This is a genomic window from Blastococcus tunisiensis (assembly GCF_900112815.1).
Classification (GTDB): domain Bacteria; phylum Actinomycetota; class Actinomycetes; order Mycobacteriales; family Geodermatophilaceae; genus Blastococcus_B; species Blastococcus_B tunisiensis.
The window spans coordinates 97972-119964 of record NZ_FOND01000007.1 but is presented as its reverse complement, the minus strand read 5'-3'; the positions used below and the strand labels follow the sequence as shown (position 1 = coordinate 119964).

Genomic DNA, 21993 nt, shown 5'->3' with positions numbered 1-21993 from the left:
CTGAGCTCGCCTGCCAGGGCCCTGCTCGCCGAAAACCTCGCCCTCACCCCGTCAGCTGGTCGCCCCTGCCCACCGCCGAGGGTGCCCCGTTGCGGAACAATTCGAGGCGAACGAGGCCCACTGTCAATCAGGAACCCCGCGCCCCAAGACGAGTGGCGAGGCGCGGGGTCCACGACCAATGTAGGTCGACACGATGATCCGGCAGAGGCCGCCTGCGATAACCGGTCTAGAGGCCGCGCGGCTCAGCGAGGCGTCTGAACACTCCTCCTCTGTGAGCTGCCCTGCTGAACGGAGATTTGGGCGGTCCACCGTTGGCTGAGCCAAGCGTTTGAGATGATCAATCGATGCGGGTCTCCAAGATCGAAGCGGCTGCCGTCCTGGGCATCCTGCTCGGCGTGGCCCTGTTAGGCGGGGTCATGGGCGGGATCGAGGGGGCGATCGGTGGAGTCGTAGGAACGGTGGCCGCCGTAGGGCTCGCCGGTCTGACTACACGGGCCTGGAGCCAGCACCGTGACCACGAGCGGCAGACTCCCTGAGCGCACCGTGACCAGGAGGGGTCACCGCTGGCCTGTCGCTCGTTCGGCTTCCCTCAGCGCCCCCGGCCACGTTGACTGTGCGAACACCGCCGCTGATCGGAGGAGTTCGCCCGCGGGACGGCTCCTACGACGCTTGGCCTCCTCAGCGAGTTGCCGGCCGGCGACGAGGGATGGGGGCTCGTCGCCACTGCTCCTCCGGGACCGATCGGTCACGTCAGGTGATCGGCCCCGCCACGACCGATGGCATCTGCCGAGCGGAACGCTGCCGGCCAGCCGGCTGCCGGGGCGCCGCAAGAGGGTCCGTCGGTTCAGCCCCGGCGAGGGCACCGCAGCCCGTCACACCATCATCGCCGGAGGCGATGCCCGACCCGTTTCGCAAGCCATCGAGGATTCGTTCGGTCATCTCGACGACGGCGGCGACTTCCGCGGTACCGGGTACGGGCGGAGGTGTACGGCGCAGGTCGAGCAGCAGTGCGCGAATGGCGGCCAGCCAGACCGACGCGGTCAGGGACGCAATGATCGAGTAATCGTCCGGGTCGCCTCCACGCCGACGGCCGCCTTCTCCTCTCCATCCCTGGTCTCCCCCTTCGTTCAACGCCTCGGTCAGCCGGGTGACCGCCTCGTGGTGCAACTCGCGCTCGTAGACGCGGAGAGCCGGTGAGTCCTCGACCGTGGTGAGGAAACGGCGGTGCTCCTCCGTGGTGGACGCCACGATCTCGGCCCGGACCCAGTCGATGAGGTAGCTGTGTAAGGCCGCCAGAGCAGACTGCTGCGGGCCCCGGGCGCGGACCGCCTCGGCGGGCCCCTCCACCCAGGACACACGCCCGGCGAAGACGAGCTCCTCCTTGGTGGCGAAGTGGTTGAAGACCGTCTGCACCGAGACACCAGCCGTGCTGGCCACCTCTGCGACGGTCACGTCGCCGAAGCCGCATGTCTGGAACAGCTCCCTGGCGACCCCGAGAATCCGCGCTCGGGTCTGGGCCTTCCGCTGAGCTCGCACACCATCGAGGTCACTCACAGTACTTACGGTAGAGCAGAACGTATGCGGACGAGGCCAGGCTGCAGCCGGTGTTCAGGGTTCAGCCGTCGATCAGCATGAGCCCCGTCGACGGCTCTCCTGCAGTGCGTCTCTCTGCGCAGCTCCTCTGGCCCTTCCGCGCATGGGATGGGCATGAAACGGACAGCGTGTGTTGGGTCCACTCGGACACCGACAGACGACGCGGCCACCGTGGTCAGGTGCGGCCCTGGGGTGCACTCCTCAGTGGCCGTTGGCGCCGCAGTCCGAGGCGGGTTGGCCGGCGGCACCGCCAGTACTCACCGGATGGTGGGGATGCTAGAGCCGCCGAAGCAGCGGCATCATGACCTCGTCGACCACCGCCACGGCCAGTTCCTGATCGATGTCCATGCCACTGATCATCCAGCGGAGCAGCAGGATCGCCGGGCCCGCCTCGGCCGCCAACGACGCTGCGCCACTCGGCACCCACTCGCCGCGAGCGACGGCACGCTCGCGGACCGTCGCGAAGGCTTCCGCCCAGCGCGCCATGGGACCACGTCGAAAGGCTGCCTCCAGAGCCGGTTCCTCTTTCATGGCACCGATCAGCGCTCGACTGGCGCTTCCACCCGGTCCCGCCAGCACCTCAGCCAGCGCGGTCAGCAGCTCGACCATGTCACCCCGCAGGGAACCGGAGTCCGGGACCACGAGCGTCTCGTCGCTGGCCGTATCGATGAGACTCACCAGCACGTCCGCCTTCGACGACCAGCGCCGATAGATGGTCGCCTTGCTGACGCCGGCGGTCCTGGCCACCGCATCCATGGTCAGTCCGGCGTAGCCGACCTGCGCCAACACCTCCAGGACAGCCGCCTGAATCGCGCGGTCACGAGAGGGATCCAGTCGACGTCGCCGGGGTCGCGCACCCGCCGGGGGAACGCCCCAGGACAGCATGCTCGGCTGACGCGGTGACACTGAGTGAGCCTAACGAGCGATTGCCGCGCCAGACAACATCGCTGATGGGAGAAACCGCTGCTCAAGGCAGAGCATCCCGAATGCCAGCGCCCTCCAAGAGACGGAACCCCCGGGTTCCCCCTGTGATCCTTAGCCTGCCGGTGGGCAGCACGGGGACACCATCGCACCCCGTCGGGATCTGTCGGCAGGGAAGGAAGGTGGCATGAGCGACGCCTTCAGCTGGAAGTCGACGAGCTGTCGGCGTGTCCTCAGCGCCGTGCTCGACACGTTGGCCCAGCTGGGCTGCGCCGGCCTGACCGCCGATGAGATCAGGGCCCGAGCGGGGGCCGCCGGTCCGGCCCTCGGAGATTCTCCTGATCTGGAAGCGTTGGTGGTCAGCGCGCTCGAGCATGTACAGCTGTTTCCCGCGTTCGAGCCGTCCGGAGATCTCGACCGAGATTTGCACACGCTGCTGCATCGGTGGCGGACCGCATCGAGCAGGGACGAGCGTGTCGTGGCCGCGGTGCTCAGTGCCGCCGTCTGGAGCCCGCGGCTCGAAGTCGCGGTCCATGACGCTCTCGACCGGCCCCTGATGCGCGCCGTCTCGGCGGTCGTTGCGCGCGCCGGGTGCCACGGGACGATCCCGGATCACGCTGTCCAGACTCTGTGCTGGGTGCTGCGCGCGCTGCTGATCGACCGACTGCGCTCCCGCCCCCGGGCAGCGGTCGACATCGACCGCCTCGTCCACTTCCTCATCGCCGGACTGCAGATGGAAGCGGCAGTCGCCGCCCGTGGACGGTCCCAGGCGCCGACGGATCGCTGAGGGAGCCGCTGGCGTGACCGCCGTTCGGCTGCCGCTGGTCGAGATGAGTCCTTCCCCGAAGCCGACGACGAGGACCTCGCGAGCAGATCGGGCTGTCCGGCCCGGCGCGTACGCGCACCGTCCAGGAGGCGCAGCCCTCGGCCGTGGCCACCATCGGGGCATCGACGAGCGCTGCCAGCTCTTCGGAAACCGACTCCACCCCGCACGCGGTGTGGGCGGCAGGAGGAAGTTGACGCCCCAGCGGGCTGGACGACGGGCTTCCCGCGGCGGTCGACAGGTGGAGGCGCGCCGGGCAGCCGCACGCCTACGCCACGGACCTGCCACGCATGGAATACCTACCCGAGAGCCGGGTGCGCGACGTGGTCACCGGCCGACGCGTGCAGGTCGGACGCGGCGGGGCAGGCGCACCGAGGGCAGGGTGGCCTGCACAGTCATCCTCGAGGAGGGGGTCGCCGACGTCTCGGGCCGCGGCGGCAAGGACTCTGGCTCGCCGCCGGCTCTGCGACCACGTCGACATCTCCCCCGTCCCCCGGGGCGACGATCGTCCGGTGGGTCACGTGGTGGCGACCAGCGATGGCTGCCTGACGGCCCTGAGCCCGGAAGCACCGATGTCCGAGGTGCCCGTTCCAGCACCGGCGGCCGCGGAGAAGGCCGGGGCCACGGGCGACTTCTCGCTCGCCGGGAGCCGGGGCGCCGACCATCGCGGACCCGCGCATCTGCTCAGGCCGGTTGTGCGCTGTGGTGGCAGGACCCGGGGGGGCGCTCGGCGAGCGCGGACATCCCGGTTAGGCTACGGGCGCGATGTGCGGGAGCTCGGAGGAACCGGGCTGAGAGGGCGGCTGACTGTGCCGCCGACCGCTGGAACCTGACCGGGTAATGCCGGCGTAGGGAGCGATCATGAGCAGGTTCGGCGCTGTGGGTGCCACCACGTCATCGGGGGACGCACCGCTCACGCTCTCCCCAGCGCCGCCGCGGACGCTGGGCCGGTGGGACACGGCGGGGCTGTGGGGCAGCCTGGGGATCAGCCTGCTGCTGCCGGTGGCAGCCACCTACGTGGTCCTCTTCGACCGCTCGCTGTCGGTGACGATCGGCGCGATCGTGGTCGGTGCGGTGATCGGGTCGGTGTTGCTGGGCCTGGGGGCGGCGGCCGGCGCTCGCGAGGGCGTGCCGGCGATGGTGCTGATGCGGGGGCTGCTGGGTCGGCGGACGTCGTTCCTGCCCACCGCCTTCAATCTCGTGCAGTGCGTGGGCTGGGCCGCCTTCGAGGTGTGGATCATCGCCGAGGCCGCCTCCCGGGCGCTGGATGCACCGCGCTGGCCGTTCGTGCTGGGGGCCGGCGCGATGGCCACGCTGATGGCGCTGCGCCCGCTGGGCGCGGTGCGGGTGCTGGCGCGGTATGCGGTGTGGGCGGCGCTGGCCGCGATCGTCTACCTGTACATCCAGGTGTTGTCCGAGCCGCTGCCGGCGGTGACCGAGGGCGGGGCTGGATCGTTCTGGACGGCGGCCGACATCGTGATCGCGCTGCCGGTGTCGTGGTTCCCACTGGCGGCGGACTACACGCGGCACGTCCGGCGCGGGCGGGACGCGTTCGTGGGCGCCACGGCTGGCTACGGCGCCGCCACCATCGCCCTGTTCACCCTCGGCGCGCTGGCGCTGGTCGCCTACGGACGAGGCGGTCTGGACGTCGTGGACGCGCTGCTGGCCGTTCCGCTCGGGCTGCTGGCCGTCCTGGTGCTGCTGGTGGTGGAGGTCGACGAGGCGTTCGCCAACATCTACTCCACGGCGGTGTCGGCGCAGAACGTGGTCGCCCGGCTGGACCGCCGGGTGCTGGCCGTGCTCGTCGGGGTGCTTGCCACCGGGCTGGCGCTGATGGCCGACCTGGTCGCCTACGAACCCTTCCTCTTCCTGATCGGCGCGGTGTTCGTTCCGCTGCTCGGGGTCTTCGTGGTCGCCTACTGGCTGCTGCCGCGCGGCCGCTGGGATGTGTCCGACACCGCGCCGGCGCGCCCGGCGCTGCTCCTGGCGTGGGCGACCGGTTTCGGGGCCTACCAGCTGACGCTGCCGACCTTCTTTCCCGGACCGGGCGGGGGCTGGACGTCGTGGTGGGCCGCCCGCCAGGCCGACCTGGGCATCGACCCGGCCAACGGCTGGTCCGCGTCGCTGGTCAGCCTCGCGGTGGCCGCGGCACTGACCACGCTGGTCTGTCTGCCCGGCGGGCTGTCCGCCCGCCGCCGGGCACGGTCCCCGGTCGCCCAGTCCGAGGCCCTCCGGTGACAGGCCACCGAAAGAGCGCCGCCGGCCGAACCGGCTCCGCGCTTCCGATCGGCCCGGACCGGGCGGTGGAGGTTCGCCGCCGGATCGGCGGACTGCACGTCCTCACCGACGCCCGTCAGGGCAGGGACGCCCTCGGTGTCGTCTCCGCGGCGGTGGCGGCCGGCGCCCGGATCGTGCAGGTCCGGGTGAAGTTCTGCCCGGACCTGGCGCTGTACGACTTCGCCGCCCGGGTCGCGGAGGTCTGCGCGCGGCGGGGAGCGACGTGCATCGTCGACGACCGGGTCGACATTGCGCTCGCGGTCGGCGCGGCGGGCACCCACCTGGGCGCCGGCGACCTGCCGGTGGCCGCGGCGCGGTCGATCGCCGGCCCCAACCATCTGCTCGGAGGTACGGCGCGCACCGCCGCGACCGCCGCCGAGCTGGTGCAGGCAGGCGCGGACTACCTCGGCGTGGGCCCGGCCTTCTCCACCGTGACCAAGACCGGGTTGCCGGCCCCGCTGGGTGTCGACGGGATCGCGGCGGTCGCGGCGGCGGTCGCCGTTCCGGTGATCGCCATCGGCGGCATCACCCCCGACCGGATCCCTGCGTTGCTGGCGGCCGGCGCGTCCGGAGTGGCCGTCGTCTCCGCCGTGTCCGACGCACCCGACCCGGGAACGGTCACCCGGGCGCTGCTGGCGGCGCTGGTCGCGGCACCGCAGGGCCGGCCGCGGCGCCCGGAACCAGGCCCGCCGCCGGCCGCCCGCGTCCCCCGGTCGGCGCCCCGGTGACCGAGATCGCGGTCGCCGGCGGCGGCCTGATCGGGCTGGCCGTGGCCTGGCGGTGCGCGCAGCGCGGACTGTCGGTGACCGTCGTCGACGAGGCTTCCGGCACCGGGGCCTCCTTCGCCGCGGCCGGGATGCTGGCGCCGGTGACCGAGGCCGCCTACGGCGAGGAGCCGCTGCTGCAGCTGTGCCGGGCCTCGCTGCAGCGCTATCCCGGCTTCGCCGCCGAGCTGGCGCAGGCCTCCGGCGTCGAGGTGGGGCTGCGCACCGCCGGAACCCTGGTGGTGGGCTTCGACGAGGACGACATGCGCGCCCTGTCCGCGCTGCACACCTTCCAGCAGGAGCTCGGACTCGACGCCGAGCGGCTGACCGGGCGCGAGTCCCGCCGCCAGGAGCCGTCCCTGAGCCCGCGGGTGCGCGGCGGCCTGCACGTACCCGGCGACCACTCGGTCGACCCGCGGGCGCTGCACCGGGCGATGCTGGCCGCCGCGGCGGGCGCCGGGGTTCGGATGGTGCGCGCACGGACCGAGGCGGTGCGGGTCGAGAGCGGGCGGGCCACCGGGCTGCGGCTGGCCGGCGGCCAGGAACTGACCGGCGACGTCGTCGTCCTGGCCCTCGGCGCGCACAGCGCCTCACTGCCGGGGGTGCCGCCGCTGCCCGTGCGACCGGTCAAGGGCCAGATCCTGCGGCTGCGCGGCGCCGCCGGCCTGCTCGCCGGCACCGTGCGCGCGCTCGTGCGGGGGCGACAGGTCTACCTGGTGCCCTACGCCGGCGATCGCCTGGTCGTCGGCGCCACCGTCGAGGACCGCGGCTTCGACACAGCAGTCACCGCCGGCGGCGTGCACGACCTGCTGCACGACGCGATCGACGTCGTTCCGGGAGTCAGCGAGCTGGAGCTGGTCGAGACGCTCGCCCGGTGGCGACCCGGCAGCCCGGACAACGCGCCCGTGCTCGGACCCTCGGGCCTGCCCGGCCTGGTGCTGGCCACCGGCCACTACCGCAACGGTGTGCTGCTGGCGCCGGTGACCGGCGAGGCGATCGCCGAGCTGCTGACTACCGGCACCCTGCCCGAGCTCGCCGAGCCCTTCACCGTCGACCGGTTCCGGAGGTGATCGAGATGCAGGTGACCGTCAACGGCGCTCCGGCCGAGGTCCAGGAAGCCGCCACCGTGGCGGCGCTCCTCGCGGCGCGCGGCGGTGGCGAGCACCGTCGCGTCGCCGTCGCGCTCAACGGCGAGGTGGTGCCGCGCAGCCGGTGGGAGACGACCAGGCTGGCTCCCGGCGACAGCATCGAGGTGCTCGCCCCGACCGCAGGAGGATGACCAGATGACGACATCCGACGTCGCTCCGGCCCTGCACCGGCAGGAGGCCGCCGATCCGTTCGCGATCGCGGGCGAGCCGTTCACGTCCAGGCTGCTGCTGGGCACCGGCGGCGTACCCAGCCTGGAGGTGCTGGAGCGGGCCGTCGTGGCCTCGGGCACCCAGCTGGTCACCGTGGCGCTGCGCCGGATGGAGGCCGTCATCGGCGGACCGCTGCTGGAGGTCCTGGACCGGTGCGGGGTCCGGCAGCTGCCCAACACCGCCGGCTGTCGGACCGCACGCGAGGCGGTGCTCACCGCGCAGCTGGCCCGGGAGGCGCTCGACACCTCGTGGGTGAAGCTGGAGGTCATCGGCGACGAGACCACCCTGTTGCCCGACGCGGTGGAGCTGCTGGATGCCGCCGACCAGCTCGTGGCCGACGGGTTCACCGTGCTGGCCTACACCAACGATGACCCCATCCTCGGCCGACGCCTCGCCGACGCCGGCTGTGCCGCCGTCATGCCGCTGGGCTCGCCGATCGGCAGCGGCCTGGGCATCCGCAACCCGCACAACATCGCCCTGCTGCGCGAGGCGGTGGACGTGCCGCTGGTGCTCGACGCCGGCATCGGCACGGCCTCCGACGCGGCACTGGCGATGGAGCTCGGCTGCGACGCCGTCCTGCTCGCCTCCGCCGTGACCCGCGCCCGCGCCCCGGAACGGATGGCGCTGGCCATGCGACACGCCGTCGAGGCCGGCCGGCTCGCCCGCGGCGCCGGCCGGATCCCCCGCCGGTGGCACGCTGAGGCCTCCACCCCGACCGAAGGCCTGGCCGAGCTGTGAACCTGCCCCGCCTGCTGGTGCTGACCGACCGGACGCAGTGCGACCGACCGCTGGTCGATGCGGTTGCCGCCGCCGTCGACGGCGGCGCCCGGGCGGTCGTGCTGCGGGAGAAGGACCTGCCCGACGACGAGCGCGACCGCCTGGCCGAACGGCTGCTCACCGTGCTCGCCCCGGCCGGTGGCCTGCTAATCCACGCCGGCGCGGCCGGGTGCGTGGGTGCCTCCGCCGTCCATCTCGCGGCCAGTGACGCCTTTCCCCGGCCGCGACCCGGGCTGGTCGGGCGCTCCTGCCACTCCGGTCAGGAGGCGGCCGCGGCGCGGGCCGAGGGGTGCGACTACGTGATGATCTCCCCGGTCTTCCCGACCGCGTCCAAGCCCGGCTACGGACCGGCCCTCGGAGCGGCCGGACTCGCCGCGCTGATCGCCGGAGCACCCCCGGCCTACGCTCTCGGCGGCGTGCGACCTGCCGACATATCCGTCTGCCTCGCCGCCGGGGCGCACGGGGTCGCCGTCATGGGCCCGATCATGCGCACCCCCGGCACCGTTCCCGCCTACCTCACCGCACTGCAGGAGGCGGCCGCATGACCCCGCCCGTCGCACTCACCATCGCCGGCTCGGACTCCAGCGGCGGCGCCGGCGTCCAGGCCGACCTGAAGACCTTCGCCGCGCTCGGCGTCTACGGCACCTCGGCGGTCACCGCGCTCACCGCGCAGAACACCCAGGGCGTCCGCGCTATCCACCCGGTGCCGGCCGACTTCGTCCTCGCCCAGGTCGAGGCGGTGCTCGACGACCTCCCCGTCGCGGCGGTCAAGACCGGCATGCTCGCCACCGTCGAGATCGTCCGGGCCGTTGCCAACCTCGCCGCCGGCGGCCGGCTGCCTGAGTTGGTCGTCGATCCGGTGATGGTCTCCTCCAGCGGCGACCGGCTGCTCGAGCCGCAGGCCGAGCGGCTCTACCTGGCCGCACTCCTGCCGCACGCGGCAGTGTTCACCCCCAACCTCCGCGAGGCCGAAGTGCTGCTCAACACCGTGATCCGCACCCTCGGCGACCAGCGGGAGGCCGCCCGGGCGCTCGGCGCCCTCGGCCCCGCCACCGTGGTGGTCAAGGGCGGTCACGCAGTCGCCGACGTCGCCGGAGAAGCGGTCGACGTCGTGTGGGACGGCGATCGGGTCCACGAACTCCGTGGGCACAGGATCGACACCCGCAACAACCACGGCACTGGCTGCACCTTCGCCTCCGCGACGGCAGCCGCCCTGGCGACGGGTTCCGACGCGCACCAGGCCGTCGGTCATGCCAAGGACTTCGTCACCGGAGCCATCACCGGCGGCGCTGCCTGGCGACTGGGCCGCGGCCACGGACCGCTCGACCACTTCGCCGACCGCAGAACCCGCTCTGCTGGGGTTCTCAGGTTAAACGGCCCGACGTCCGGTCAGCGTCGCCCGGTGGGCGGCGATCCGAACGTAGACCCGACCCAGCTCCTCCCGCCCTGAGCCGGGAGGGGCTGGGTCGGTGCGCAGCTGCGCCGGCGTCAGCCCGGTCGGACGACGCAGCTTCCGGCGCTGCCGAAGCGGTCGACGGCGAATCCGCGCAGCAAGAGAAGGTCCCAGACGGCTCGGGTCATGATCTGCCGAACGGTGGCGTCCGTGTCGACCCCGAGGAGCTGGTCCAGGCTGGACCGGTCATGGGCTCGCCACGCAACGACGACGGCGTCAAACACCGGCTCCGGGCTCAGACACACCCCGCCGGTCGGACCAGCCGGGTCATGCAGCGGCAGCCCTGCCTCGGCCAAAGCCGCCGTGATCTCGAGAACCAGGGTGACGAGAGGATCCTCGTCGTCCACGTCGGCGTCCCAGCCCTCCGGCAGCCGGTCGATCTGCGCGCTGACGTGGCCAAGCCAGGCACGGTCTTCCGGAGTCGAGCAGGTAGCCAGGGCACCGTCGGGCCGAGGCAGGCCATGAGCCGGGCGCACCCCGCTGGCTGTCCCGGGCTCGCACGTGCTCGCCGCCCACGCCGCGTCGGTGCGATCGCGGAACGGTCCCGCGACAATCCTCTCCCGCTGCTCGTCACTCGCGCCGACGAGCCACCAGCTCGGTCGACACAGCTCGCCGAGCAGGAGGTCGCCACTGGTCAGACTGCGTGCGCCAGTCATCCATCACCATCCTTGAGTACAGCCGACGCGGGGACACGCCGGCCACCGCACCGTCCGTAGTGCGGGTGGTCGAACCGTAAGTGACAGACGCGCGACTTGCGGAGGCCGCCGACCCGGCTGTGATGCCGCGTGCCCGAATCGTTGCGAACAGGCTGCCCTGCGGGCGCCGACGCTCCGGCGTCGATACCACGGCAGATCGGAAGCGTGTCCACGGCTCCGGCGGGCTCCGCGCACACGCCGCCGAAGCCTCAGAATGGCGCGGCGGCCCCTCGAGGAGGTGACGGCGCCTGTGGTGGTCGTGTACGGCCTGTCTGTCCTCTGTGGCCCTCTCACGACCTACCGCCGCGTCGGACGACGTCCGCCCTGGAGTCACCACGCCGGCGGCGCTTCGGTGTGAAATCCCGCGCGACCCAGCGGAGCCGCCCTCGCACCCTCGAAGCCTCCGAGGAGAGGAACCGTCCTCACAACGCTGCGGCCGTCTCGGTTCCAGCGTCCGCCACGCCCAAGGACCCACCACAGCTGACGCATATGCCGCCTCGATCGGAAATCAGGCCGGCACAGGCTGGATCCCCTGGCGCGTCGCGAGTCGAGGGGCGCAGGATGCAAGGCGGGGGCGCCCGGCGCGCGAACGCCGACCGCCCCCTTGATCCATCCGCCTAACGAGGAGGCGACTGGACCCGTGTTGAACGCTGCGCCCATTGCATGGACCGGGGCAGAGCACTTAGGCCCACACCATCCGCTGGCGGTGAGGCGGCGATGACCACCCCCGGCCACCGGCCCCTGATCTGCTCACACTGCGGCGAGAAGCAGCCCACCGACGGCGCTCTCACCACCGATGACGGGACACCGATCAGCATCCCCCAATACGTTGCGTTGGCCGGCCTGGTCGACGGCGCACTGGTGTGCTCAGCCTGCGTCACCGCCTCCGCGCTGACGCCGGCGATGTGGGCAGGCGCAGGCACGCCGCGGCGCCCGGAGCCAGGCCGGCCGAGCCAGGGAGTGCAGAGACGGCCGTGAGTGAACGAGTCACCTGGGAGACCTGCCCCCGCTGTCGGCAAGCCGCCGCCGTCGGCTGGACCGGCGACGATGCAGTCGAGTTCGACTGCCCGGCCGGCTGCCGCATCCCGGCGTCGGAGATCCCTTGTGCCTTTCCGGTCGCCACCCAGGCACCGCGCCGTAAGCCGTTCGACGGCGAGAACGGGCACAGTGCCCGGTGAAGCGATCTTCCCCATCACCGCCGAAGCTGGCCCCGCGCACGGATCGCCCGCGGACGGCGTGCTTTACCCAGCGTAGGCGCGAACATCCATAGTGTAGCGACATGGACCACGCAGCTCCGCAGCTCGTCCCGCGCGGTTGGCTCCACGCCGACACCGGAGAGCCTGCCCGAGAGACGTCGACGGGTACAGCCACGCCCGCCGAGAGAACAACCGACAGTCAGCGAGCGGGCAACGCCGGGCGCCACCGCGCCCCCGAAGACGACGTGGTCCAGCCCCTGACGAAGTCGCGACAGGACCACACGATACGACTGCCACTGACCCGGATCGCCGTCCCGCCCCCGACCGTCACCCCTCGGTCCAGTCACCAGGAATGGCCGTGAACGACCGGCATCCCCCAGCGCGGAAGCATGATCCCAGCGGCACTCGGTAAGACCAGGTGACCGTCCTCAGCAGCGAACCCGCACCGGCCGGGTCCGCGCCGCCCTCCGCGGTGGCGCTTCCGGAGCCCTCCGGCCTGCGCAAGGCGGCGGTCTTCCTCGCCCAGCTGAGCAGAGACGAGGCCGGTGTCCTCCTCGCCAAGCTGCGACCGCGCGAGGTCGAGGAGATCACCCGCGAGCTGATGCGCCTCGGGTCGGTCGAGCCCCGGGACGTCGACGACGTCATGAACGAGTTCCACGGCCTGATGACCGCCCAGCAGTTCGTCGGCCGAGGCGGGGTCGAGTTCGCCCGCGAAATCCTTGCGGCGGGGTTGGGCGAAGACAAGGCCGACGACCTGCTGGCGCGGGTGAACGCCGCCTACCGAGAGGTGCCGTTCTCCTCACTGCGCAACGCCGACGTCCGTCAGCTGGTCACCTTCCTCAAGGACGAACACCCCCAACTCATCGCGCTGGTCCTCGCCCACCTCACCGCCGCGCAGTCGGCCGAGGTGCTCTCCGGCTTCGCGCCCGAGCAGCAGGCCGCGGTCGCCCACCGCGTCGCCACGATGGACCGGACATCCCCAGAGATGGTCCGCCTCGTCGAGGAGGAGCTCGGCCGCCGGATGGGCTCGCTGCTCGCCCACCAGGACATGGCCACCGTCGGCGGCGTCGAGACCCTCGTGGAAATCATCAACCGCTCCCCGCGGCCCACCGAGCGCTCCATCCTCGAGTGGCTGGACACCACCGACCCCGAGCTGGCCGCCAAGGTGCGCGACCAGATGTTCGTCTTCGAAGACATCGTGACCATCGACGACCGCTCCCTGCAGCAGGTGCTGCGCGAGGTCGAGGCCAACGACCTGGCCACTGCCCTCAAGGGCGTCCGGCCCGACGTCCGCGACAAGGTCGTCCGGAACCTCTCCGAACGCGCCGCCGAGAACCTCAATGAGGAGATGGATCTGCTCGGTCCTGTGCGCACCCACACGGTCGAGGAGGCGCAGGCCAAGGTCGTGGCGGCCATCCGAGCCATGGAGGAACGCGGCGAGCTGACCATCAACCGCGGTGGCGACGAAGACCTCATCACGTGACAAGACTTGCAACCCCGACGCTTGGGCCATCCACGGCGGGCGCATCGATGGCCGCCCCCGACTGCTGGTGACATGGACGAGTCGTCGAGAAGAAAACTTCCTCTTGACCGTCGAGGAACTAGCCTCCGCCGCCTACGACACGGGGGCAAACCGGCACGGACTCGCGCCGCGACCGAGCGACCTCACTGCCGCAGGACGGGCAGGCAACCATCGGAGGGCTACCAACCGCCCGCCAGAGGACGTGACGGTCGGCTCGGCATGCCCAGTCCGGTGACGTCAGGGTCGCTGCTCATCGAGGGCCAGGACGCAGCCAGGCTGGTGCGGCCACCCGGTGCTCCCTCGGCGCTCTGACCTGGATTGCCCAGGGCCTCCGTTTGGGTCTGAGCGACATCGTCACCCGACGGGAGGGGGTGTAGGGCCGGCGCACGGAACTCGAGTCGACCTGGTACACGTAGATGTAGTCCCCGGCGAAGTTGGCGAGGTCGGCCGGTTCTGCCGCCGGCGACCAAGTCCCCGCCGAAGTCGTCGATGTCGATGCGCCCAGCCATGGTGAGGCGCCGGACTGGCCAGTCCTGCAGGAACTGCTGCCCGTTGGCCAGCGCGACGATCGGCAGCTCAGGCTGCACCTGGCGCATGAGCATCAGCGCACCCAGTCGAAGGACTGGATGGTGACCTGGTCCAGCAGCCCGGCCTCACGTACCTTCCCGGCGACGACCTCGACGAACTGTGCCGCGGCGGGGGTCCGCTCGGGGGCGCCGGCCTCCAGCCTGGTCTCCACGTCCAGCGTCACCTGGCGGGCATGCCGTTCAGTGGCCAGGGCGAAGACCTCCGACAGCAATCGGCGCGCCGGGGCTGGCCTGCTGGTCGGGGAACTCCGACAGCGTGTGCGAGCCGCAGTCGATGGTGCGCACCTGGGCAGGGGTCAGGTCCTTGATGTAGCGCCCATCGGGCACGTAGGGGTGCTCGGCTCGCCGGGGAACGCGGGCACGGTGTCCGCGCGCATTTTGCGCGGATTGGGGGTCCCGGTCGTAGGTGACCACCGCGTGACCGTCCTCGGTGATCTGCACGTCCAGCTCCAGGGTGGTCACACCCAGCTCCACGGCCCGGTCGAAGGCGGCCAGGGTGTTCTCGACCGTGAGCGCGATGCCCCCGCGGTGGGCCTGCAGGTCGAAACCGCTGCGCGCCGTAACCGGGCCGTGGGTCCACGCCGGACTTGTTCGGGGCTTCGGCCCCCGCCGGCGCCGCGGCCAGAACCACTACGCCGGCTGCCACCACACCGCGAGCGTCGCGCGCGATGCCTGAGGCATGCGTGAACTCCTCTCCTCCGATGCGCGGACCCGTCCGGGTCGGGAGAGTCACGCTCGTCGGTGAACCTGACTCCCCGGAGCACGGCGGGTGAGCGCTGAGCGAACATGAAGGGGACCGTCCGTCTGTCGGCCGCTGCTGCGACCGACCCGGCCCGCGACGGGGCTGCCGCTGGCATGAACCGGCCGTACGGGTCGTCGACCGCTGGGGAACGGATCCGTCTACCAGTCGGGATCTGACAGCTGCCGCAGGGAGTCGGCAGCGACCCGCTCGACCAGCACCGGCATGAACTGCTCGACGCGGGCGCCGGCGAGTCGTCCGCGTGCCACGCGCACCGAGGCCTCCACTACCACCGGGCACATGTCCGGAAAGACCTTCTCCAGACGTTCCGCCACCGGCCCGCACAGTTCAGCCGCGTCTGCCATGGGCCTATCCCAGCACCCGCGCTGATGTCCCGCGCAGGCGGGTGCGCCACCTTGGGCCAACGTGCCCGGCGTCGTGATTCGGACAGGGACAGTTCAACCGGAGGCCGCCGGCGGTCCGCGAGTGCTTCGCCCGGCGGAGGAACCGTGCTCGGCCATGAGATTCACTCGCCGAGCCCTGCCCCTGATCGTCGCCACCGCGGCCGTCCTCACGGCCCCCGCCATCGCCCCCGCCTCCGCCGCACCCCCGACGTCCGCCGTCGAACCCCTCGAACGGGCCCACGCGCACAACGACTACGAGCACGACCGGCCACTGGCGGACGCGCTCGATCACGGATTCACCAGCGTGGAAGCCGACGTGTGGCTGGTGGACGGCGAGCTGCGCGTCGCGCACGACCTCCAGGACACCCAGCCTGGGGTGACCCTGCAGTCGCTCTACCTGGATCCACTGGCCGACCGCTTCGCCGCCAACGGCGGCTCGACCTACCGCGGCTGGGACGGCTCGCTGCAGCTGCTCATCGACATCAAGAGCGACGGACCCTCCACCTACGCCGCGATCGACGAGGCACTGCGCGCCTACCCGCAGCTCATGACCCGCTGGACCGACGGCACGATGAAGGAGCGAGCAGTCACCGCGGTGATCAGCGGCAACCGCCCCCTGGCCGAGATGGCCGCGCAGCGGACCCGGTTCGCCGGCTACGACGGCCGGCTGACCGACCTGCACTCCGGCCTGCCCGCGGAGCTCATGCCGCTGGTCAGCGACAACTGGACCCGGCACTTCACCTGGACCGGGGTCGGCCCGATGCCCGAGGCCGAGCGGGCGAAGCTGCACTCCATCGTGGCGACCGCACACGCCCACGGATACCGGGTGCGGTTCTGGGCGACCCCGGACATGCCCGGCCCAGAGCGTGACGCGGTGTGGACCGAGCTGATCGCCGCGGGCGTCGACCACATCAACACCGACGACCTCGCCGGCCTGCAGGCATTCCTGCTCGCCCACGACCCGCAGGAGCAGGAAGCCGCCTGAACCTCCATGGAATCGGGCCGGCCGGGGCGACCGTCCCCGGCAGGCCCGCCCGCGGTACCGCGCGAGCGCATCCCCGCTTCGCCGCCCGCACACAACCGGGAAGACCGGCAGTCGACCGCCCCGTCACTCACGGCATCCAGGCTCGCCGGCCCACCGTCCCTCGGGGGCCGGAGGAATGACCGTCCACTGACCGAGAATCTCTTCACCGCCCCTGCGGACGCCCCTGGCGAATCCGTCATCGGGCGCCTCGCCACCGTGCTGGCCGCGGGGCCAGGATCGTCGCCCCCCGGCAGCTGCCGGCGCATCGGAGGACGCCCGCCCGCTCCCCACAGCAGGTGGTGCTGATCAACATGTGGTGCTGATCCACTGGGACGGCTTCGACCCGCGTGCCCGACCGGGGCGAGACCCCGGACCTGGACACCCTCACCGGGCCGGGCGGCCTCACCGCCGGCTCCAGCACGTCCCGGACCGTGTGCGATCCCAGCCGGGCGTCGATCAGCGCCGGGCGCCGGCCGAGAAGTGCCGCACGGGAACTGGCCCCAGTTGAGATGACTCCTTGGTCAGGCCGTCGTTCTTTGGAGTCGGGTGACTGGATTCTCGCGCCCACTGCCCCCTGCGCAGAACGCGCCGTCACCCGGTCGTTCAGCCGACGGCTCTACCGGGCAGCGCTGAATCCCGCGGCCGGGACGCCTCGCGAAGTGTCGGTCGGTTGTTACTCATGTGACGCCTGAGCGCCATCGGGCGCTCCTAGCGTTGCCGTCGACTTGGAGACAGCGCCCCCGGCCAGGGCGCACGTTCGTCACGACCGAGAAGTCGGCAGACGGACGGTCGGCCGGGAATGTGCACGGTCGTGGTCGCAACCACAGTGAGGGCAGTCATGGAAACGATGGAGCGAAGAACCTGGCGTTGCGAGAACTGCGCCCACCAGAACGCGCCGGCACGCAAGCGCTGCAGGGACTGCGGCACCTCCCGCCAATGAGGGATGAAGCCGGTTCCCACGCTGAACGGGGAGCTTCGAATCAGGCCGCCCGTCGCCGCCTCTCAGCGTTAGCGTCGCCCCTAGCCGTACTGACCAGAGACGTCGCCGAGCTCGCGACCGACCGGGGCGCTGCAGTCATCGTCGTCGGGTGGCGTGGCCGGTCGGCCAGCCGCTGGCTCCTCCTCGGCAGCGTCGCCAAGGCCACCCTGCACCACGCCCACCGGCCCGTCCTCGTCGTACCAACCCCACGCGGCTGACCGCCCCCTGAGAACGAGTACCAGTTGCCCCTCCCGTCCCCGGCCGCGACCCTCGCCAGGCGGTCACTGCACCTCGCCGCGCGCCAACCCTCTACTCCGAGCGATGGGTCGGAGCGGTCGCGTCAAAACTGTCGGTGTCGATACGGACCAGCCCCCTTCGGCCCTTCTCCTCAGTCCAACGGAGATGCTGCCCCGTAAGGGTGATCGGGCTGTTCCGAACTGCAGGCGCTGCGTCCGCCGGTCGATCACGGGTGGGTGAGAACTTCCGCAGCCATCGCCGCCGCGGTGTCCATCGCGGACGCCGACGATGAGCAGGCGATCCTCGAGCGCACCCTGCAGGTCGCTCACGAACTGACCGGTGCGACGTCCGGACGGGCACACCTGATCGGCTCCGACAGCGCAATCGCGGTGGAGGTGGTTGAAGGTCCACCGGATCTGCCTACACGCCTGGAGAAGGTTATCGAGACCGTGCTCGCCGGGCGCTCGGTTCGCTCCAACCGGTCGAGGGGCCACCGGACGACCCCGGACGGGCCAGCCATCATCGGTGTGCCGATCACCGCCGGCGGAAAGGTGCTCGGCGGCCTCTACCTCCAGCGTTCGCCGGGGCGGGCACCCTTCAGCGCCCAACACCAGGTCCTCATTGAGGCGCTCGCCCAGCAGTGCGCCACGGCGGTAGCCCGGCTGCGGGCTGGCCGGGCTACCGACGAGCTCTTGGCCGGTCTGCACCTCACCGATCAGCGGGCCGACGACAGACCCACGTTGCCGGGAGAGCCGTCGGCCGTGATCCGTCGGCTGCTGTCCACCGCTCGCGGCGTGCTCGGCATGGAACTGGCCTTTCTGTCCCGCATCGCCGACGGCGTGCAGACCTTCGCGGCAGTCGATGCCGGGGGAAGCGCGCCGTCTCCCGCCGAAGGCTCGACCAACGAAGCCGCCGACGGCTACTGCACCCTGCTGCTGAACGGTGCCATCCCGCCTGCCGTTCCCGACGTGGCGTCGCATCCGGTCCTGGCAGCCATGCCCGTGACGACCGAACTCGGCATCGGCGCCTACTGCGGCGTCCCGGTGCGGCTGCCCGACGGCTCTCTGTACGGAACGCTCTGCGGCCTGCACCCCGACAGCATCACCGCGCCGAGCAGCGCCCAACTGGAAGCCCTGGCCGTCGTCGCCAGGCTCGTCGGGCACAGTCTCGCCGCCGAACAGCGGCTCAGCCGGGAACGGGAAGCCGACCGCCAGGCATTCCGCACCCTGGTCGACGGACAAGGCCGATCGATCGCCCTTCAGCCCATCGTCGACCTCAGCGACGGCCGCGCCGTCGGCTACGAGGCCCTGTCCCGCTTCGTCGACGGCGACGGATCGCCGCGACGCCCGGACGAGGTTTTCGCGAAGGCAGCAGCTCTCGGCCTGCTCCTGTACCTGGAGCAGGCCGCCGCCCGGTCCGCCCTCAGCCTGCTACCGCAACTGCCCGGCGACACCTATCTGTCGATCAACCTCTCCCCCGCGGCACTTCTGGACCCCGTCACCCAGGACTTGCTGCGCTCCTGTGCACCCGGCCGACTTGTCGTCGAAGTCACCGAGCACGAGGAGGTCGGCGACTACCCGGCTATCCGCCAGGCAATCGCCGACCTGCGGGCCCGCGGCCTGCGGCTGGCGATCGACGACACCGGCGCCGGCTTCGCCAGCCTGCAACACCTGACACAGCTCACGCCGGACATCATCAAGCTCGACGTCGCCTTCGTCCGCGACGTGCAAGCCGACCCGGCCTGCCGGGCCGTCGCCCGTGCCATCGCCGGGTATGCCGCCGAAGTCGGAGCCACCCTGGTGGCCGAAGGCATCGAACTCCCGGAACAAGCCACCACGCTGCGCGGTCTGGGAGCCAGCTACGGCCAGGGCTACCACTTCAGCCGTCCGCAGCCCCCTGAACGACTGTTCTCCGCTGCGCCACACCCAACGGGGTCGGTCCGAAAGGCTGTTGCCTGATCCAGCTTCCGCCTGCAAGGACCGGCAGTTGGTCACAAGGGCTGTCACCGGCCGCTGTTGCATCCCCCCCGTGCATCGCGCGAGGGTCAGGGTCGGTGGTGGCCAGAGTCAGCCGGAGTGGGCGAGATGACCCGTCTGCGGGTCGGAGTCCCGGCGCCAACGACGGCCGGCTGGGCTGCCGACTCTGCTAGCGCTACCTTGTTTCCCCGCCCCGGCCGGTGACGGACATCCCGCTCTCCCACCGGCACGCGCCGGCCGCCGCGGCCGGGGCACTCCGGTGGCGTCGTAGTCCACCACCGGATTGCCAGAACCCATTCCAATGCCGTAACGGATCGCATACGATGGGTGACGAAGCTTGACAGCGCACCTCGCTCTTTCCGGGGCGGCAGTCGCGCTTCGACCGAGCACCCGTCCCGGGTTCCGGGAACCGATGGGCGCTCCCCACAGCAGCTGGCTCCCGGACCGACGGGGCACACGCGCGGTACGCGCAGAGAGGTGCGCGTCACGACGTGGATACGGTGATCGGCCTCCTACGCGCTCTCGCGACGCTGCTCTTCCTCGGCCTGGCGGCGGCATCGCTGGCTCAGTGGCGGCAACGTCGGGATGCGCCGGCGAAGTGGGCGGCGGTGAGCTTCGCCCTGCTCGCGCTGGTGACCACCTCCGGGCTGCTGCTGCCGGACACCGGAGGCGCCGCGGTCGCCTGGGCACACAAAGTCCGCATCGCCGCGCTCATCTGCTTCCCCTACTGCCTGCACCGCTTCGCGGCCGCCTTCACCGGGATGCCGAGGTTGATCGACGCCCCGGCGACAGGGGCCACCCTGCTGCTCGCCGTGGTCACGCTGGCCCTGCCGCCGCTCGGACAAGCCGGTGAGCCGGCCCCGGGATGGTCGATCTGGTACATCGCGGCGGCCCTATTGCTGTGGACGGCGTTGTCCGCCCTCGTCGCGGCGCGACTGTGGGTCGCCGGCCGGGGCCAGGCGAACCTGGTGCGCCGGCGCATGCGCCTGTTGGCGTACGCGTCGCTCGGGCTCAGCATCGCCATCCTGACCGCCGGCACCACGCGGGCAGGTTCCGGCGACTGGCCGGCGCTGGTGGTGCAGTCGTTGGCCGTGCTCAGCACGGTTCTGTTCTGGGCCGGGCTGACGCCTCCCCGGTTCCTGCTGGCGTCCTGGCGGCACTCCGACGAGGCCGACCTCGACCAGGCCGTGCAGAGCCTGGTGGCGGCCGCCAGCCGAGCCGAGATCACCGACGTGCTGCTGCCTCATCTGGTGCGGGTTGTGGGGGGCCGCGGCGCCGCAGTGACCGACGCCGAACACGGCGTGGTGGCCGCCTACGGCGACGTGACCGACGCCCGCACGCACGGCCGCGCGGCCACCCACCCTGATGGCGCCGCAGGCTCACCCCGGCGCGTGGACTTCGAGCTTCAATCCGGCCGGCTGTCGGTGTGGGTCAGCCCCTACACACCGTTCTTCGGCGAGACGGAACTGTTCCGGGTGCGGTCACTGGCGACCCTGCTGGACATTGCCCTGGAACGCATCCGGCTCGCGGAGACCGAACGAGAGACCCAGGACGCCCTGGACCGCGAGCGGGAATTCTCCCAGCGTCTCGTCCGCAGCGCCTCGGACTGCATCTTCGCCTTCGACACCGACTTCCGCTACACCCTGTGGAACCCGGCAATGGAAGCGCTCACCGGTGTCCCGGCCGCCGCAGTCCTGGGGCAGGTGGCCTTCGAACGCTTTCCCTCCATCGTGGAGTCCGGCGACGACCGGATCTTCCGGACCACGCTCGGCGGTGACCACGTCGGCACCGGGGAGCGCTACTTCGACGTGCCCGAGACCGGAGTGCAGGGCTGGTTCACGGCCGCCTACTCCCCCCTCCGCAACGAGACCGGGCAGGTCGTCGGGGGACTCGCAGTGGTCCATGACGTCACCGCCGCGCGGGAAGCCGACCGGCTGCGCCGGGAGGCCCTGCACGACCCACTCACCGGGCTGGCCAACCGAACGCTGTTCTTCGAGCGGCTCCGGCACGCCCTGGCTCGGCTGGAACGGCACCCCGGTCCCGTGGCGGCGATGTTCCTCGACGTCGACCGGTTCAAGCAGATCAACGACCGGTACGGGCATGACGCCGGCGACCAGGTCCTCTGCGCGATCGGCGAACGGGTCACCCACGCGCTCCGCCCCGAGGACACCGTTGCCCGCCTCGGCGGAGACGAGATCGCCGTCCTCTGCGAGCACGTCGTGGACGCCGACCATGCATCGGCCATCGCCGAGCGCATCATCGACGCGTTCCGGACGCCGATCACCGTGAACCACCTGGACCTCGCAATCACCGTCAGCGTCGGAATCGCACTCGCCCAGCATGCCGGCGATGATCCGGAGAGACTCCTTGCTCAGGCCGACGCCGCCATGTACCGGGCGAAGAACAACGGACGCGGCCGGGCACAACTCTTCGCCGAGCCCGTGACTCAGCGCGGCTGAGCGTCATCCCGCGCTTCGGCGGTGCCTCCACGCAGCCGGGACAGCGCCGCTCCGCGGAGACTACGGCCGGGCCGGATCCACGAGCACAAGACGTGCTGGCCCTGCACCCGCCTGGTCCACGCCGTCAGCGCCCCCATCGGCACCTGTGGCGGCCCTACATCGTGGACCGCAGTGAGCAAGCCATGAGCAGCTCAACCATGCTCAACACG

20 protein-coding genes and 1 riboswitch are annotated in these 21993 nt (G+C 71.6%); of the genes, 14 read left to right on the top strand and 6 right to left on the bottom strand.

Going from position 1 to position 21993, the window contains the following annotated elements:
- Positions 1-344 precede the first annotated feature (344 nt).
- Complete coding sequence (locus BM142_RS10830) at positions 345-536, top strand: hypothetical protein (RefSeq protein WP_092197999.1); 192 nt, start codon at positions 345-347, stop codon at positions 534-536.
- Between the two features lie 214 nt (positions 537-750).
- On the opposite strand, the gene BM142_RS10825 is transcribed toward BM142_RS10830, so the two are convergent.
- Complete coding sequence (locus tag BM142_RS10825; protein ID WP_092197996.1) at positions 751-1554, bottom strand: TetR/AcrR family transcriptional regulator; 804 nt, start codon at positions 1552-1554, stop codon at positions 751-753.
- 315 nt (positions 1555-1869) lie between these two features.
- Positions 1870-2382: a TetR/AcrR family transcriptional regulator gene (locus tag BM142_RS10820; RefSeq protein ID WP_217640676.1), complete on the bottom strand. Its 513-nt coding sequence runs from the start codon at positions 2380-2382 to the stop codon at positions 1870-1872.
- Between the two features lie 319 nt (positions 2383-2701).
- Between BM142_RS10820 and BM142_RS10815 the strand changes: the two genes are divergently transcribed.
- From BM142_RS10815 to thiD, 8 genes are all read left to right on the top strand, one after another.
- Positions 2702-3301, top strand: a complete 600-nt coding sequence (locus BM142_RS10815) for a hypothetical protein (RefSeq protein WP_092197990.1) — start codon at positions 2702-2704, stop codon at positions 3299-3301.
- Positions 3302-4096: 795 nt separating this feature from the next.
- A riboswitch (TPP riboswitch) is annotated at positions 4097-4209 on the top strand.
- Complete coding sequence (locus tag BM142_RS10810; protein ID WP_092198265.1) at positions 4199-5575, top strand: purine-cytosine permease family protein; 1377 nt, start codon at positions 4199-4201, stop codon at positions 5573-5575. (Overlaps the previous riboswitch by 11 nt.)
- Positions 5576-5640: 65 nt before the next feature.
- The gene (thiE, locus tag BM142_RS10805; RefSeq protein WP_217640675.1) at positions 5641-6342 is read left to right on the top strand and encodes a thiamine phosphate synthase; all 702 of its coding nucleotides are present in this window, start codon (positions 5641-5643) and stop codon (positions 6340-6342) included.
- Complete coding sequence (gene thiO, locus BM142_RS10800; RefSeq protein ID WP_092197987.1) at positions 6339-7448, top strand: glycine oxidase ThiO; 1110 nt, start codon at positions 6339-6341, stop codon at positions 7446-7448. The genes thiE and thiO overlap by 4 nt, the downstream gene beginning before the upstream one ends.
- Positions 7449-7453: 5 nt before the next feature.
- Positions 7454-7657 carry a sulfur carrier protein ThiS gene (gene thiS / locus BM142_RS10795; protein WP_092198259.1) on the top strand — a complete coding sequence of 68 codons (204 nt, stop codon included), beginning with the start codon at positions 7454-7456 and terminating at the stop codon, positions 7655-7657.
- Positions 7658-7661: 4 nt separating this feature from the next.
- Positions 7662-8474, top strand: coding sequence for a thiazole synthase (locus BM142_RS10790; protein ID WP_092197984.1), 813 nt, complete (start codon positions 7662-7664; stop codon positions 8472-8474).
- Complete coding sequence (locus BM142_RS10785; protein WP_092197981.1) at positions 8471-9058, top strand: thiamine phosphate synthase; 588 nt, start codon at positions 8471-8473, stop codon at positions 9056-9058. Before BM142_RS10790 ends, BM142_RS10785 begins: the two co-directional genes overlap by 4 nt.
- On the top strand, positions 9055-9963 hold the full coding sequence (gene thiD / locus BM142_RS10780) for a bifunctional hydroxymethylpyrimidine kinase/phosphomethylpyrimidine kinase (protein ID WP_092197978.1): 909 nt from the start codon (positions 9055-9057) through the stop codon (positions 9961-9963). The genes BM142_RS10785 and thiD overlap by 4 nt, the downstream gene beginning before the upstream one ends.
- Before the next feature lie 38 nt (positions 9964-10001).
- Here the strand turns inward: thiD and BM142_RS10775 are convergent, their stop codons facing one another.
- On the bottom strand, positions 10002-10622 hold the full coding sequence (locus tag BM142_RS10775; protein ID WP_092197975.1) for a hypothetical protein: 621 nt from the start codon (positions 10620-10622) through the stop codon (positions 10002-10004).
- A 1653-nt stretch (positions 10623-12275) separates the two neighbouring features.
- Here BM142_RS10775 and fliG point away from each other — a divergent pair.
- Positions 12276-13340: a flagellar motor switch protein FliG gene (gene fliG / locus BM142_RS10770; RefSeq protein ID WP_217640674.1), complete on the top strand. Its 1065-nt coding sequence runs from the start codon at positions 12276-12278 to the stop codon at positions 13338-13340.
- A gap of 640 nt (positions 13341-13980) precedes the next feature.
- Here the strand turns inward: fliG and BM142_RS24880 are convergent.
- From BM142_RS24880 to BM142_RS24180, 3 genes are all read right to left on the bottom strand, one after another.
- On the bottom strand, positions 13981-14130 hold the full coding sequence (locus BM142_RS24880) for a hypothetical protein (protein ID WP_217640673.1): 150 nt from the start codon (positions 14128-14130) through the stop codon (positions 13981-13983).
- A gap of 16 nt (positions 14131-14146) precedes the next feature.
- Positions 14147-14485, bottom strand: coding sequence for a glycerophosphodiester phosphodiesterase family protein (locus BM142_RS24875; protein ID WP_256381291.1), 339 nt, complete (start codon positions 14483-14485; stop codon positions 14147-14149).
- Positions 14486-14866: 381 nt separating this feature from the next.
- On the bottom strand, positions 14867-15070 hold the full coding sequence (locus tag BM142_RS24180) for a three-helix bundle dimerization domain-containing protein (protein WP_139228850.1): 204 nt from the start codon (positions 15068-15070) through the stop codon (positions 14867-14869).
- Between the two features lie 154 nt (positions 15071-15224).
- Between BM142_RS24180 and BM142_RS10760 the strand changes: the two genes are divergently transcribed.
- The 4 genes from BM142_RS10760 to BM142_RS10745 all read left to right on the top strand — a co-directional run bounded on the left by BM142_RS10760 (position 15225) and on the right by BM142_RS10745 (position 21784).
- Entirely contained in the window at positions 15225-16094 is an 870-nt protein-coding gene (locus BM142_RS10760; RefSeq protein ID WP_092197972.1) for a phosphatidylinositol-specific phospholipase C/glycerophosphodiester phosphodiesterase family protein, read from the top strand.
- A gap of 975 nt (positions 16095-17069) precedes the next feature.
- Positions 17070-17330: a universal stress protein gene (locus tag BM142_RS25655; protein WP_092197969.1), complete on the top strand. Its 261-nt coding sequence runs from the start codon at positions 17070-17072 to the stop codon at positions 17328-17330.
- Between the two features lie 255 nt (positions 17331-17585).
- Positions 17586-19307, top strand: a complete 1722-nt coding sequence (locus BM142_RS10750; RefSeq protein WP_092197966.1) for an EAL domain-containing protein — start codon at positions 17586-17588, stop codon at positions 19305-19307.
- 509 nt (positions 19308-19816) lie between these two features.
- Positions 19817-21784 carry a sensor domain-containing diguanylate cyclase gene (locus BM142_RS10745; protein WP_139228849.1) on the top strand — a complete coding sequence of 656 codons (1968 nt, stop codon included), beginning with the start codon at positions 19817-19819 and terminating at the stop codon, positions 21782-21784.
- The last annotated feature ends 209 nt before the right edge of the window (positions 21785-21993 follow it).

Bases quoted from the DNA above. Each gene is read 5' to 3' on its own strand.
- BM142_RS10830 (WP_092197999.1), top strand. From the start codon at position 345: ATGCGGGTCTCCAAGATCGAAGCGGCTGCCGTCCTGGGCATCCTGCTC.
- BM142_RS10815 (WP_092197990.1), top strand. From the start codon at position 2,702: ATGAGCGACGCCTTCAGCTGGAAGTCGACGAGCTGTCGGCGTGTCCTC.
- BM142_RS10810 (WP_092198265.1), top strand. From the start codon at position 4,199: ATGAGCAGGTTCGGCGCTGTGGGTGCCACCACGTCATCGGGGGACGCA.
- thiS (WP_092198259.1), top strand. From the start codon at position 7,454: ATGCAGGTGACCGTCAACGGCGCTCCGGCCGAGGTCCAGGAAGCCGCC.
- BM142_RS10790 (WP_092197984.1), top strand. From the start codon at position 7,662: ATGACGACATCCGACGTCGCTCCGGCCCTGCACCGGCAGGAGGCCGCC.
- thiD (WP_092197978.1), top strand. From the start codon at position 9,055: ATGACCCCGCCCGTCGCACTCACCATCGCCGGCTCGGACTCCAGCGGC.
- BM142_RS10775 (WP_092197975.1), bottom strand. From the start codon at position 10,622: ATGACTGGCGCACGCAGTCTGACCAGTGGCGACCTCCTGCTCGGCGAG.
- BM142_RS24180 (WP_139228850.1), bottom strand. From the start codon at position 15,070: ATGGCAGACGCGGCTGAACTGTGCGGGCCGGTGGCGGAACGTCTGGAG.
- BM142_RS10760 (WP_092197972.1), top strand. From the start codon at position 15,225: ATGAGATTCACTCGCCGAGCCCTGCCCCTGATCGTCGCCACCGCGGCC.
- BM142_RS25655 (WP_092197969.1), top strand. From the start codon at position 17,070: ATGAGGGATGAAGCCGGTTCCCACGCTGAACGGGGAGCTTCGAATCAG.